The following is a 13,923-nucleotide window of genomic DNA, read 5'->3' on the forward strand; positions in this document are numbered from 1 at the left end:
CCAAAAATTCCTGTTTCTTAATTCTTAATTCCTATTTCTTCATTAATTTAGCAGCATGATTTCAGTGGTTATTCTTGGGGCAGGCAATGTCGCAACACATTTATTCAACGCTTTTGACAACGCAGATGCTATTTTTGTAAACCAATGGTTTAACAGAAGTATCAGCAGATTACGATCTTACAAAAATAAAGTTGAGATTATTGACGATGTATCGCAATTAAAAGATGCAGACGTTTATATCATTGCTGTCAGTGATGATGCAATTGCCAATCTATCAAAGCAATTACTCTTTGAAAACAGATTGGTGGTCCACACTTCTGGCACGGTCAACATTCACGATCTTGACAAGAAAAACCGACGTGGGGTATTTTATCCCTTACAAACATTTAGTAAAAGTGCTGCGTTAAATTTTGCGGATGTGCCCATTTGTATTGAGGCCATCGACAAAGCTGATCTTAAAACTTTAAAGGCACTGGCAAAAGCGATTGGCAGCAAAAGCCATAAGGTCAATACCGAGCAACGTAAAGCCTTGCATCTAGCAGCTGTGTTTGTCAATAATTTCACGAATCAACTGTATCGTGTGGCTCATGAAATCACTGAAGGAGAAGGCGTGGAATTTGATATTTTAAAACCGCTGATTTTAGAAACCGCAAAGAAAGTCCAAAACCTTTCCCCTTATATGGCGCAAACTGGCCCAGCAAAACGCAACGATAAAAAAACCATAAAAAAACATATAGAATTGTTGAAAAAGGAGCAGCATAAAGCTATTTATGAACTGCTGACAGCAAATATCCAGCAAACACATGGTGTTTCGACAGGTGCAACGGCCCAGTCGAAAAAAAAATAATGTAAATGGAAGAAAAAAGTTATAAAGAATACCTAGAACACATCACCACGTTTGTTCTTGATGTAGACGGTGTCCTGACCGATGGCACAATTTTATTGACTACCAATGGCGACATGCTACGAACCATGCATACCAAAGATGGATTTGCCATGAAAACCGCTATAGATGCTGGTTATCACCTGTGCATCATTTCTGGAGGTAGTAATGAAGGGGTCCGTCAGCGCTTAAACGCACTTGGAGTTACCGATATCTATTTGGGTGCCCACAATAAAATTGACCAATTGAACGAGTATATGGACAAAAATAATATCAAACATGAACAGGTGCTATACATGGGTGATGACATTCCTGATTATCCGGTGATGAAACTCGTTGGAATGCCCACCTGTCCTCAAGATGCAGTCCCAGAAATCAAGGCCATCTCCAAATATATCTCCCATAAAAATGGCGGCCGAGGTTGCGTGAGAGATGTGATTGAGCAGGTATTAAAAGTCCAGGGAAAATGGAATGGGAATTTTGATGCGAAGTATGACTGAGGGAGCTTGAAGCATGAAGCTTGAAGCACGGAGCTTGAAGTTGGAAGACCGAGGACGGGTGACTGATGAACGGATGATACCAGGCATGAGGGATTAGTATGACTAATAAAATCTCGAATCATTACGACTAAGTAATTTACGCGAATCTAAGGGAAACTCCCTGGGGATTGGAGATTATCGATTTTTGATTGAAGACTATAATTTAGAATCCGCTTTTAACTTAATACACTGATTATTTGATAATCAAATCCGTCAAGTCTGCGAATATCTGCAGGAAAAAACTTAAAAAATGAGGTGAATGAATTTGGATTTCGAACTCATAACTCTGAACATAACTCATAACTTTAAACCTAACACCACCAACCAATTGAACATTCTAAATTTAATCCGCTGGAAAAATTTATTGATGATTGCTTTTGTGCAATTGCTCATTAAATATGCCCTATTTCAACCATTCTTAGAAACCACAGAACTGACTATTACACTCAATGGTTTTGGATTTGGACTTTTAGTGCTATCCACACTTTGTATTGCCGCAGCAGGAAATATCATCAATGATATTTACGATGTTGAAACGGATTTGGTCAACAGACCAACAAAAGTGATTATCGGTAAAAAGATTTCTGAGAAAACGGCCTATACCCTATTCATTGCACTCAATGTGATTGGCGTTCTGATCGGATTTTACCTATCACATTTGGTAGGAAGAAGTGGTTTTTTTGCCATTTTCGTCATCATCTCCGCACTGCTTTATGTCTATGCATCCTATCTCAAACAGATGCTTTTATTAGGAAACATTCTGATCTCGGCGTTGGTAGGATTGAGTATTCTTATCGTTGGTGTCTTCGAGTTGATGCCAGTTATTACTGATCAAAATCAAGCCACACAATTGACTTTTTTTAAGATTCTTTTTGACTATGCCCTATTTGCTTTCCTGATTAACCTTGTGCGCGAAATTATCAAGGACCTTGAGGATGTCGATGGCGATTATAAATCTGGCATGAACACCCTGCCAATAGTTATCGGTCGTGATAGAGCTTCAAAAATAGCGTTTTTTGCTTCCCTATTACCGCTATTGGGCTCCATATATTATGTTGCCTCTTATCTTTTAAAATATGAATTGTTTATCGGCTATTTTTTGGTGATGATTATCGTACCATTAATTTATATTGCCATAAAATCTTTCAATGCAAAAACGAAAAAACACTACCATCATATTAGTAATATGCTTAAATTGGTCATGTTATTTGGGATGTTGTCCTTACTACTTTATCCGATTGTTCTGAAGTAGAAACTCTTAAGTGTTTTCTCGCAGAGGATTTTAAGATAGAAGCTGGAAGATAGAAGCACGAAGAATAGCTGATCAACCCCATTGGGGCATTGACAACCTGCCAACTGCCTGCCTGTCCGTAACTAATTGGAGGCGGGAAGACTGCCTACTGCTCATTGAAGACTAAAAAAAATGCTCAACGAAAAACTAAAACAGTACAACATCATCTTAGCCTCGGCATCCCCAAGGCGACAACAGTTTTTCAAAGATCTGGGGTTACAATTTGAAATTCGCTTAAAACCTGTCCATGAAGAATATCCACAGCGATTGAAACATTTTGAAATCAGTGATTATCTGGCACAACTTAAAGCTTTAACCTTTAAGAAAGATCTAAAGCCTAATGATATCCTCATTACCAGTGACACCATTGTTTGGCTCAACAATAAAGCTTTGGGTAAACCAAAAGACGCTGCAGAAGCTTTTGAAATTTTAAAATCATTGAGCAATGCCACACATGAGGTCATTACCTCAGTTTGCTTTACCTCTCTCTCCTTCGAAAAAACGGTGAATGCGGTTACAAAAGTGACCTTCAAACGCTTCTCTGATGAAGAAATCAACTATTATATCAACACGTGCAAACCCTTCGACAAGGCGGGTGCCTATGGTATTCAAGAATGGATTGGTCAAATTGGGGTGACCAAAATTGAAGGTTCCTATTTTAATGTGATGGGCTTGCCAACCCATCTTGTTTATGAAACGTTAAATGACATGGTTAAAAGCATTTAGCATTGTATTTTTAGTCAAAACGATTTTCAATGAAAGTATCACTCCCATTATTTTTTACTTCTATCCTTCTTCTCATAACGTTTTCATGTAAGGACGAGACAAAAGAAACTCAAAAGCCACAAGAAATTATATCGTCTACTACGGAAGAAACCCTAAAAGACGCTCAACCGTTATCGGACAAGTTCAAAACTTATTGGTTTAACAATGAGGCCGAAATCACCTCTTACACTTTGGAGCAAGGTCGCTATGGCGAAATTCGAGAAGGTAATGCCGTATTGGTGTTTGTCACCGAACCATTTTTAAGAGAAGAACAAGTTAAAGCAGATGAAGCCTCTTCCACGAACATTCCTGTACTAAAACTAAATGCCACAAAAAACTTCAATACGGGCATCTACCCGTATAGCATTATGCAAAGTATCTTTTATCCCCTGGCAAACAATCAGCATGCCTTAAAGATATCAAGCTCTGTGCAAGAATGGTGTGGTCATGTCTATACGCAACTCAATAACCGATCGGAGTTTGAAGTGGTTTCCCACTCTTATTTTGAAGGTGAAGCTGACGAGAGTTTTGGTTTGGGCAAAGCCATCTTAGAAAACGAATTATGGACACAGTTGCGCATCAATCCGGAAAGTTTACCAACTGGCGATTTGGAAATCATTCCTTCTTTTGAGTTTTTACGCCTAAGACATATCCCTTTTAAAGCCTATGCCGCTTCCGCAGAATTGCTTTCCGGCACCTACACCATCACTTATCCAGATTTAAACCGAAGTCTCAGCATCAATTTCAATCCGCAATTTCCCTTTGACATTACCTCTTGGGAAGAAACGTTTATCAGTGGTTATGGTGAAAGTGCCAAGCCATTGACCACCAAAGCGACTAAAATAAACACCATAAAATCCGACTATTGGAACAAGACCACAAATGACGATTTTTCACTTAGAGAAAGCCTTGGTTTAAATTAGACTTCTACGTTTTCTGTGTATCTTTGCAAATAATTCTACACCAAAAAATTATGTTTTTTCAAAATTATCAACAAGAGTTCATTTATACTGGCATTGTTCTTATTTTTTTATTGGTTACCCGATACTTCATCAACGCACTTATTGGTAAAATATCAAGAAGAAACGGAATTAATGTAGCACGTACTCAATTAATGCAACGTTACGTGAGTGTGGCATTGCTCATGCTTGCTTTTTTAATCATTCCATTTATTTTTGGAACTCAGGCCAACGATTTGGTCGTACTTTTTTCTTCTGTATTTGCAGTTATAGGGATTGGTCTTTTCGCAATTTGGTCTATTTTAAGTAATATCACTTCGGGAATTATTATGTTCCTCTCGTTTCCTTATAAAGTAGGTGATAAAATAAAAATTCACGACCACGATTTCCCTTTGGAAGGGATAATCGAAGACATTAGAGCTTTTCAATTGCATTTGCGAATTGAAAATGGCGATTTGATCACCTACCCTAACAACCTGATGCTCCAAAAACCAGTCACATTAATCAAAAAGGACGCCATTTACGATGTCATTGATGACAGTACCGATTTAATAAAAGCCGAAAAATAGGATTCATTCTCCGTTCAATCTTATTTCATTTTCTTTACGCCCTTTCAAAGAAAATCCAATCTTTCAGATTTTGAGTTAAATAAAAACTAAAATCGGAAATTACGATGCTTCTTTTTTATATTTGAGGAATTAGCTAAAGTCCAAAAAATGTTCAGACCCTATTTTTTCCTATTTATTATTTTATTTTATTGCTTTCCCGCCCAAGCACAACATCCAAAAAAGCCTACAAGTTCAGAAATTCACCAAGCCATAGAGAAACTAAATTTTTTAGGTTCAGTGCTTTATGTTGCGGCGCATCCAGATGATGAGAACACACGACTTATCTCCCACATGGCCAATGGCGTAAAGGCAAGAACTGCGTATCTCTCCCTAACGCGTGGAGATGGCGGACAAAACCTTATTGGGCCAGAGCTTAAAGAGCTATTGGGCGTGATCAGAACCCAAGAATTACTGGTCGCACGCCAAATTGATGGCGGTGAGCAACTTTTCACAAGAGCCGATGATTTTGGCTACTCCAAACATCCAGATGAAACCTTGGCTATATGGAATGAAAATGAGGTGCTTAGCGATGTGGTTTGGGCCATTCGCAAGTTCCAACCAGACATTATAATTAATCGATTTGATCATAGAAGTCCAGGTACAACCCATGGCCATCACACAAGTTCAGCGCTCTTGAGCATGGAAGCTTTTGATAGTGCTGCCGATAAATCAAAATTCCCAAATCAATTGAAATCCGTTGACGTTTGGCAAGCAAAGCGCGAATTTTTCAATACGTCCTGGTGGTTTTATGGCAGTAAAGAAAAATTTGATGCTGCTGATAAAACCAATCAGTATGCTGTGGAAGTTGGCGATTTTTATCCCGCTTTAGGCTTGTCAAATCCTGAAATTGCGGCTTTGAGCAGAAGTGCACATAAATCGCAGGGTTTTGGGAACACAGGAACCCGAGGAAGTGATTTTGAATATTTAGAACTCGTTAAAGGCGAGGCTCCAAAAGACAAAAATAATATTTTTGAAGGCATTGATACCAGTTGGAACCGTGTCAAAGGTGGTAAACCCATTGGAGTGTTGTTGAAAGAAGTTCAGTACCATTACAATTTTAAAAATCCGTCAGCCTCCATTCCAAAATTGATTGAGGCCTATAGATTGGTTCAAAAACTCGAAAATTCTCATTGGAAAACCATCAAGTCCGAAGATCTTAAAAATGTCATTGCTGCTTGCGCTGGATTGTTTGTGGAAGCCGTGGCGGAGTCCAATCTTGCAACGCCAAACAGCAACATAAAATTGAAATTGGAGGCCATAAACCGCAGTGCCCAGAACATGGCATTAACGTCTATAGTCCTATCTGACGGCACAAGGATTGAAAAAAACACAGATTTAAAATTCAATGAGTCCCACCGATTTGAATCCCAAATAAACATCCCTTCAACCACATCCTATTCCACTCCATATTGGTTGGAATCCAAAGGCACTTTAGGCATGTACAAAGTCGATGATCAAAGTTTAATCGGCTTGCCCGAAACGCCAAAAGAGATCATTGCAACATTTAATGTTTCCATTGAAGGAGAAACACTAGCGTACACAAAACCAATCGTTTATAAAACCAACGATCCTGTAAAAGGTGAAGTGTATAAGCCTTTTGAAATTGTTCCGGAAGTTTCGGCCCACATTGCTGAACCCGTCATTATTTTTGCCGATGACCAACAAAAGGATATCCAGGTGGTGGTAAAGGCCAATCGTACAAATTTAGAAGGTTTTGTTCAATTGGCACATCCTAAAGGATGGCAGGTGTATCCTGAAAAACAGAATATAGCCATCTCCAATAAAGGCGAAGAACAAACCTTGACCTTCACCGTCATTCCTCCAAAAAACCAAAGCGAAGGCCTAATGACACCCATGGTGCATATAGGCAACGATATTTTCACTAAAAAACTTGTTGAAATCAACTATGACCATATTCCATTTCAAATGGTATTGTTGCCAAGTGAAAGTAAAGTGGTCCGATTGGACATCAAGAAAAAAGGTGAAAACATTGGTTATATTGAAGGTGCTGGAGATGTTGTTCCAGAAAGTCTGCGACAAATTGGGTACAATGTGGCCATCATCAAGCCCGAAGATATCAACGCCGAAACCCTAAACCGTTTTGATGCCATTGTGGTGGGTATTAGAGCCTACAATACAGTGGATGCCTTAAAATTCAAACAGCAACAATTATTCGATTTTGTAGAACAGGGCGGTAATTTAATTGTCCAGTACAACACTAATGGTGGTCTTGTAGTAGAGCAATTGGCGCCATATCCATTGGAATTATCAAGAGATCGTGTGACCGATGAACACTCAAAAGTGGTATTGCTAAACACAACCCACGAGCTGCTCAACTATCCCAACAAGATTACCCAAAAAGATTTTGAAGGCTGGGTGCAAGAACGCGGCCTCTATTTTCCAGATAAATGGTCAAAAGAATTTACGCCCTTATTATCCATGCACGACAAAAATGAATCACCAAAAGAAGGCAGCTTATTGGTGGCCAAACACGGAAAAGGGCATTATATTTATACCGGATTGAGCTTTTTCAGAGAATTTCCAGAAGGTGTGGCTGGCGCCTACCGTTTATTTGCCAATATGCTTTCTGTAGGGAAAGAAACAATCAAAGCTGATGTTCAATTAAAAGACTAAAGCTTAAACCTTTGAGATTTTTACAAAAACAACAATTATGCAGAACCAACCAACGAATCAACCACCAAAAGAGCCTTGGAAAAAATCATACACCTTGGTGTTGGTTGCCAACGCCATTTACATCGTATTGTTTTACTTTATCATGAAATCCTTCTAAAATGCAGACATTAGATTGGATTGTCCTTATTGGAACGCTGGTTTCCATCGTTGCTTATGGTACTTGGAAAACGCGACATAGCAATAAGAATGTTGAAGATTATTTAAAAGGTGGCAATGAGGCCAAATGGTGGACTATTGGCTTAAGTGTTATGGCAACCCAAGCCAGTGCGATTACATTTCTCTCTACTCCCGGACAGGCTTTCCATGATGGGATGGGCTTTGTCCAATTCTATTTTGGATTGCCCATTGCCATGATCATCATCTGTTTGGTGTTTATTCCCTTATATCACCGACTCAAAGTCTATACGGCGTATGAATTTTTAGAAAATCGGTTCGATCTAAAGACCAGAAGCCTGACCGCTATCTTATTTTTGATCCAACGCGGATTGGCGGCCGGGATCACCATTTATGCACCGGCCATTATTCTATCCGCCGTTTTGGGTTGGAACTTGAATATTCTCATTGTCATCATCGGTATTTTGGTGATCATTTATACTGTTTCTGGAGGTACAAAAGCAGTCAGTATTACGCAAAAGCATCAGATGGCGGTTATTTTTACGGGCATGTTTATCGCCTTCTTTTTAATCGTGAGCTATCTTCCAGAAAATATCACCTTCACTAATGCTTTGGAGATTGCCAGTGCCAGCGGGAAAATGGACATCCTCGATTTTTCATTCGATTTTAACAATCGCTATACTTTCTGGAGTGGAATTATTGGTGGAACGTTTTTGGCCCTCTCCTATTTTGGTACGGATCAAAGTCAGGTGCAACGCTACCTTTCAGGAAAATCGGTAAAAGAAATGCAAATGGGATTGATTTTCAATGGTTTATTAAAAGTACCGATGCAGTTTTTTATCTTGCTGGTTGGCGTGATGGTTTTCGTCTTCTATCAATTTAATACGTCTCCGATTAATTTTAATCCTGCTGCAACCGAAACAGTGATGAATTCTTCCTACGCTGAGGACTATATCGCATTGCAAAACGAGCAAGATGCCATTTTTACAAAGAAGAAAGATTTGATGAGCGCTTATGCAGAAACAAAATCTGATGCTATTGCCCAACAGATTGCTTCCTATAATATAGGTGATAGAGCAAACAGAGAGGCGGCCAAAGAATTGATTGTCAAAGCAAATGAAGAACGGACACTCTCAGTTGAAACCAATGATAAAGACTACGTATTCATACACTTCATCTTAAATAATCTGCCTCGAGGTTTAATCGGACTGTTGTTGGCAGTAATTTTAAGCGCTGCCATGTCCAGCACTGCCAGTGAGCTCAACGCATTGGCGTCAACCACGACTATGGATCTTTATAAACGTAGTTTTGTACAAAATGAAGACGAGAATCATTATTTAAAAGCCTCAAAATGGTTTACCTTAGGTTGGGGAAGTTTAGCCATATTGATTGCAAGTGTAGCCTATTTGGCAGATAATTTAATACAATTGGTCAATATCATCGGCTCCATATTTTACGGGAACGTTTTAGGGATTTTCCTGCTGGCATTTTTCTTCAAATATATAAAAGGGAATGCCGTATTTATGGCCGCTCTAGTTACTCAAGTTATAGTAATTACGGGCTGGTGGTACGATTGGATGCCGTATTTATGGTTGAATCTATTCGGATGTGCATTAGTCATTGCAATCGCTTTTATAATTCAATTTATGAACTCACAACAAAATGAAAACGCCTAAAACCATACGTTGGGGAATTATCGGACTTGGTAAAATCGCCAATAAATTTGCTGCCGATCTACAGGCCGTTGCCCATTGCGAACTTTATGCAGTGGCCTCAAGACATCAGGAAAAAGCCAATTCATTTGCCAAACAATACAATGCCACAAAGTCTTATGGTGATTATGAAAGTTTGGCTGCCGACCCAAATGTTGATGCCGTATATATCGCCACCCCGCATAGCTCCCATAAAGAATACGCCATTTTATGTTTAAATCATAAAAAAGCGGTGTTATGTGAAAAGCCATTGGCCATGAATCTTCAAGAAGTCGAAGAAATGATTGCTGTGGCAAACGCCAACAATGTATTGTTGATGGAAGCTTTGTGGACGTATTTTCTGCCGCACTACCAATTTGTCTTAAAGGAATTATACACCGGAAGGTATGGCTCTATCAATAAACTGGAAGCCGATTTTGGGTTTAAGCCAAAGATGGATATGCATTCTCGGGTTTTTAATAAAGCGCTTGGAGGCGGCAGTTTACTGGATATTGGCATCTACCCTATTTTTGCAGCTTTATCTACCTTGGGCAGACCCGTTGACGTGGAGGCAAAAGCCAGGTTTTTTGATAATGGCGTTGACGCATCCTGTAAGATCATCTTTAATTATTATAATGGCGTCAAGGCATTCTTAAAAAGCTCGTTTTTAGAGGAAACACCAACCGAAGCTATTTTTTATTGCGAAAAGGGAATCATCAAAATCAACGGGCAGTTTCATAGACCTTCTACGGTAACCATTACCTACAATGGCAAACAAGCCACACATGATTTTGATTGCCACACATTAGGGTATAGTTATGAAACGGAGCATTTTAATGAATTGCTAAGAAACAACAAAACAGAAAGCCCGATAATGACCCATGATTTTAGTAGGGACTTGATGTTTATTTTAGATGATGTCAGATATTTAATCAATCTAAAATACGATTAAAAATCACGAACCTCGGGGTATTAAAACCCACTATTTGAAATAAAGTAGCCCCACAAAATTTTGCGGGGCTACGATAAATATTATGTAGTTATTATTTAATTCGCTCCCCATTCTTTCAATGAATCCTTATTCATTTTAATATAATCAGGATTGCCTGCTTCTTCTGAGGCTTTTAAAGATTTTTTGGCAAGTTCAATCGCTCCTTTCTTGTCCCCTGCTTTTGCATATATCAACGACTGTTGTCTCAATTGGTAAAAAGCTGGTTTTGGCATCATTGACATCGCTTTATCCATCCATGTTTTGGCTTGGTTGATATCTTTTCCTTCTTGATAATAGTATACGGCAGCAGCATAATAATCGCCAGCTCCTGGACCGTTCATCACTTTATCAATTGAAGCCGCTACTATTTTATCGGTTGGCACTTCAAATTTCACACCAGCATATACATTGGCCCACATCATCCCGAGAGTGGCTCCTGTACTTGACAAATCATCAAAGCCCATAGTGAAGGTTTCGATATTCATTGGTAATGGATACGTTTCTGCTTTTACTTTGGCAGCAATCTTTGATTCGTCCAATTCTTGAGGTGCTCCCCAATTTTCAGCACTTGAATAAAATACGATATCCCAATTATTTTCGTTCGGGATCGCAAAAAGCGCATAAGTTCCAGCTTTCAAAGACTTCCCTCCCACGGTAACATCTGTGCTAAAGCTTATTTTAGTATTCTCATTCGCACCCAAACGCCATACTTTGCCATAAGGTACCAAATCGCCAAAAACAGTACGTGCTCTCATATTCGGACGAGAATATTCCAAGGTTACATCAGTCAATCCCACAGTTTGCTCCACTTTAGAAAACGGACTTGGTTGTGGTGTTTGAATTTGGGCATTTGTTGTAAAGGTCATTCCTAAAACGCCAATAAATAGCATAATTTTTTTCATAATAATTTATTTTTAGTTGATTATTTTATTCAAAAAACAAAATTACATTTTTTAAAACCCTCAATTGTTAACGAAATCTTAAAATAAAAACTGTCCGAAAGCTAAATTACTGAAATGCATTCATTTAAAACAGCACTCAAAAGTCTTAAACCGTTGTTAAATTTTGTTTAATCTAATACATTAAAAGTTAAACATATTGTATCTTTACAGTAAATTAATAGTCATGGCAAAAAAGAAAAACATATCAGATCAAAACATCATCTCTTTTTATATGGATTATGTTTTAGAACATGGTGCACAACCTAAATCAGTTTACATATTCAGTAAGGCCAATAACTTTGAAGAATCAAAATTTTACGAACATTTTGGAACCTTTGAAGCCGTTGAGAAACAAATTTTCAGAGCACTTTTTGACACAACCTTACATCTATTGAATAAAAGTGAAGATTATAACTCATTTGATCCTCGCAATAAATTGTTAAGCTTTTACTTTACTTTTTTTGAGAATTTGACTGCCAATAGAAGTTATGTACTATTTGCCCTGCAACAACATAAAAACGCATTAAAAAACCTATCGGTTTTAACCGAATTGAAAAAAGGCTTTATAAAATATATTGATAGTTTAGATATTGAAACTTTAGATCTAAAAGAAGAACGCATGGATAAACTACAACATCGGGCATTGCAAGAATCAGCCTGGGTACAACTGTTGTTGACCATGAAGTTTTGGATGGATGATACTTCAGCTTCGTTTGAAAAAACAGATGTTTTTATTGAGAAATCAGTAAATACCAGTTTTGACGTCCTTAATATAGCCCCTTTAAAAAGCGTGATTGATCTTGGGAAATTTCTCTTCAAGGAAAAAATGCACATGAAATAGATGAAAACAATAGACAAAATCCCCACATCAAAAATACAAAGAGCTTCAAAATTGGTTACTACCGGCGCTAAGGTTGGGGTCAATTACCTCAAATATTATGGTGATAAAATTACGAAAACTGAGGATGAAGCACGTTCAAGATTGAATGAAAACAATGCAGAGGACATCTACGATAGCTTAAAACAGCTTAAAGGCAGTGCGCTCAAAGTTGCGCAAATGTTGAGCATGGAAAAAAGCATCATGCCACAGGCTTATGTAGAGAAATTCTCCTTGGCCCAATTTTCAGTACCTCCACTGTCGCCACCGTTAGTCATCAAAACTTTTAAAACCTATTTTGGCAAGATGCCAAATGAACTCTATGACTCCTTCAACACAACTTCGGTAAATGCTGCAAGTATCGGACAAGTCCATATTGCAGAAAAAAACGGGAAGAAACTTGCTGTGAAAATCCAATATCCTGGAGTTGCCGAAAGTATCTCGTCTGATCTGGCCCTCGTAAAACCTATTGCCATGAAAATGTTCAATATTAAGGGTAAGGATTCGGACAAATACTTTAAGGAAGTTGAAGGAAAGCTTATTGAGGAAACAAATTATATCTTGGAAATGCAGCAAAGCAAAGAAATTGCCGCAGCGTGTGCGCATATTCCAAACCTTTTGTTTCCTCAATATTATGAAGACTTATCCTCTGAGAGAATCATTACTATGGATTATATGGAGGGTGAGCATCTTTCGGAATTTACGACCAGAAATACGAATCAAAAAATGGCCAACAAACTGGGTCAGGCCCTCTGGGACTTTTATATGTTCCAAATCCATAAGCTTAAAAAAGTCCATGCCGATCCGCATCCCGGAAATTTCTTGGTATCTGAAGATCATAATTTAGTCGCACTCGATTTTGGTTGCATGAAATCTATTCCCGACGATTTTTATGTCCCTTATTTTGAATTGGCAAAACCTGAAAACATCACAGATAAGGCCTTCTTTACTTCAAAACTATACCAATTGGAGATCCTTCGTGAAGATGATTCAAAAGAAGAAGTGCTGTTTTTCTCCGAGATGTTCCACGAACTACTGAGCCTGTTTACACAACCCTTTCATGCAGAGACTTTTGATTTCTCTGATACTCAGTTCTTTGGAAAGATCACAGAATTGGGACAACGGTATTCAAAAAGTACGGAACTGAGAAAAATGAACGGCAATCGAGGTTCCAAGCATTTTATCTATATGAACCGCACGTTTTTTGGCTTATACAATCTTATGTTTGATCTAAAGGCGAAAGACATCAAAATCAATAATTTCACAACCCTATAACCTAATTTACTCAAAATAAGAGCTTAGTGTCGCCTCACAAAATGGACATCAAAAAAGTCATTTCGATTGATGGAAGATTCAGGATATTAAGATCAAATAGTGAGGGAAAAATCTTAACAAATTCATTCTACTCAAATACTTTTAAGCTGTCGTTCGTCTTAGCCATCGGCATAATTGATTGACGTCAAATTGCAATAAAGTACTGTCAAACGGTTTCCAGTTTATTTTTAAATTTCTATTGTTTTCCTGCTAATTTTGGATATCTTTAGCCCGTTGAAACCTGCGAACTCACTAC

12 protein-coding genes are annotated in these 13,923 nt (G+C 38.2%); 11 read left to right on the forward strand and 1 reads right to left on the reverse strand.

Going from position 1 to position 13,923, the window contains the following annotated elements; all coding sequences use genetic code 11:
- Nucleotides 1-55 precede the first annotated feature (55 nt).
- The 9 genes from J4051_RS08205 to J4051_RS08245 all read left to right on the forward strand — a co-directional run bounded on the left by J4051_RS08205 (nt 56) and on the right by J4051_RS08245 (nt 10,496).
- Entirely contained in the window at nt 56-847 is a 792-nt protein-coding gene (locus tag J4051_RS08205) for a Rossmann-like and DUF2520 domain-containing protein (protein WP_208233388.1), read from the forward strand.
- Nucleotides 848-852: 5 nt separating this feature from the next.
- The gene (locus J4051_RS08210; RefSeq protein WP_208233389.1) at nt 853-1,383 is read left to right on the forward strand and encodes a KdsC family phosphatase; all 531 of its coding nucleotides are present in this window, start codon (nt 853-855) and stop codon (nt 1,381-1,383) included.
- 298 nt (nt 1,384-1,681) lie between these two features.
- The gene (locus J4051_RS08215; RefSeq protein ID WP_208233390.1) at nt 1,682-2,674 is read left to right on the forward strand and encodes a geranylgeranylglycerol-phosphate geranylgeranyltransferase; all 993 of its coding nucleotides are present in this window, start codon (nt 1,682-1,684) and stop codon (nt 2,672-2,674) included.
- Nucleotides 2,675-2,845: 171 nt separating this feature from the next.
- Nucleotides 2,846-3,439, forward strand: coding sequence for a Maf-like protein (locus J4051_RS08220; protein WP_208233391.1), 594 nt, complete (start codon nt 2,846-2,848; stop codon nt 3,437-3,439).
- A gap of 29 nt (nt 3,440-3,468) precedes the next feature.
- Nucleotides 3,469-4,401, forward strand: coding sequence for a septum formation inhibitor Maf (locus J4051_RS08225; protein ID WP_208233392.1), 933 nt, complete (start codon nt 3,469-3,471; stop codon nt 4,399-4,401).
- A 50-nt stretch (nt 4,402-4,451) separates the two neighbouring features.
- Nucleotides 4,452-5,006 carry a mechanosensitive ion channel domain-containing protein gene (locus J4051_RS08230; protein ID WP_208233393.1) on the forward strand — a complete coding sequence of 185 codons (555 nt, stop codon included), beginning with the start codon at nt 4,452-4,454 and terminating at the stop codon, nt 5,004-5,006.
- A 147-nt stretch (nt 5,007-5,153) separates the two neighbouring features.
- A complete protein-coding gene (locus J4051_RS08235) occupies nt 5,154-7,679 on the forward strand; it encodes a PIG-L family deacetylase (protein ID WP_208233394.1) in 2,526 nt (841 codons plus the stop codon).
- Between the two features lie 158 nt (nt 7,680-7,837).
- Entirely contained in the window at nt 7,838-9,529 is a 1,692-nt protein-coding gene (locus J4051_RS08240) for a sodium:solute symporter (protein ID WP_208233395.1), read from the forward strand.
- Nucleotides 9,516-10,496: a Gfo/Idh/MocA family protein gene (locus J4051_RS08245; protein ID WP_208233396.1), complete on the forward strand. Its 981-nt coding sequence runs from the start codon at nt 9,516-9,518 to the stop codon at nt 10,494-10,496. Before J4051_RS08240 ends, J4051_RS08245 begins: the two co-directional genes overlap by 14 nt.
- Nucleotides 10,497-10,591: 95 nt before the next feature.
- Here the strand turns inward: J4051_RS08245 and J4051_RS08250 are convergent, their stop codons facing one another.
- Nucleotides 10,592-11,437 carry a DUF2911 domain-containing protein gene (locus J4051_RS08250; RefSeq protein WP_208233397.1) on the reverse strand — a complete coding sequence of 282 codons (846 nt, stop codon included), beginning with the start codon at nt 11,435-11,437 and terminating at the stop codon, nt 10,592-10,594.
- 223 nt (nt 11,438-11,660) lie between these two features.
- Between J4051_RS08250 and J4051_RS08255 the strand changes: the two genes are divergently transcribed.
- Both J4051_RS08255 and J4051_RS08260 read left to right on the forward strand, forming a co-directional pair.
- Nucleotides 11,661-12,317: a TetR family transcriptional regulator C-terminal domain-containing protein gene (locus J4051_RS08255; RefSeq protein ID WP_208233398.1), complete on the forward strand. Its 657-nt coding sequence runs from the start codon at nt 11,661-11,663 to the stop codon at nt 12,315-12,317.
- On the forward strand, nt 12,318-13,628 hold the full coding sequence (locus tag J4051_RS08260; RefSeq protein ID WP_208233399.1) for an ABC1 kinase family protein: 1,311 nt from the start codon (nt 12,318-12,320) through the stop codon (nt 13,626-13,628).
- The last annotated feature ends 295 nt before the right edge of the window (nt 13,629-13,923 follow it).

Source organism: Gelidibacter pelagius (assembly GCF_017581925.1).
Classification (GTDB): Bacteria; Bacteroidota; Bacteroidia; order Flavobacteriales; family Flavobacteriaceae; genus Gelidibacter; species Gelidibacter pelagius.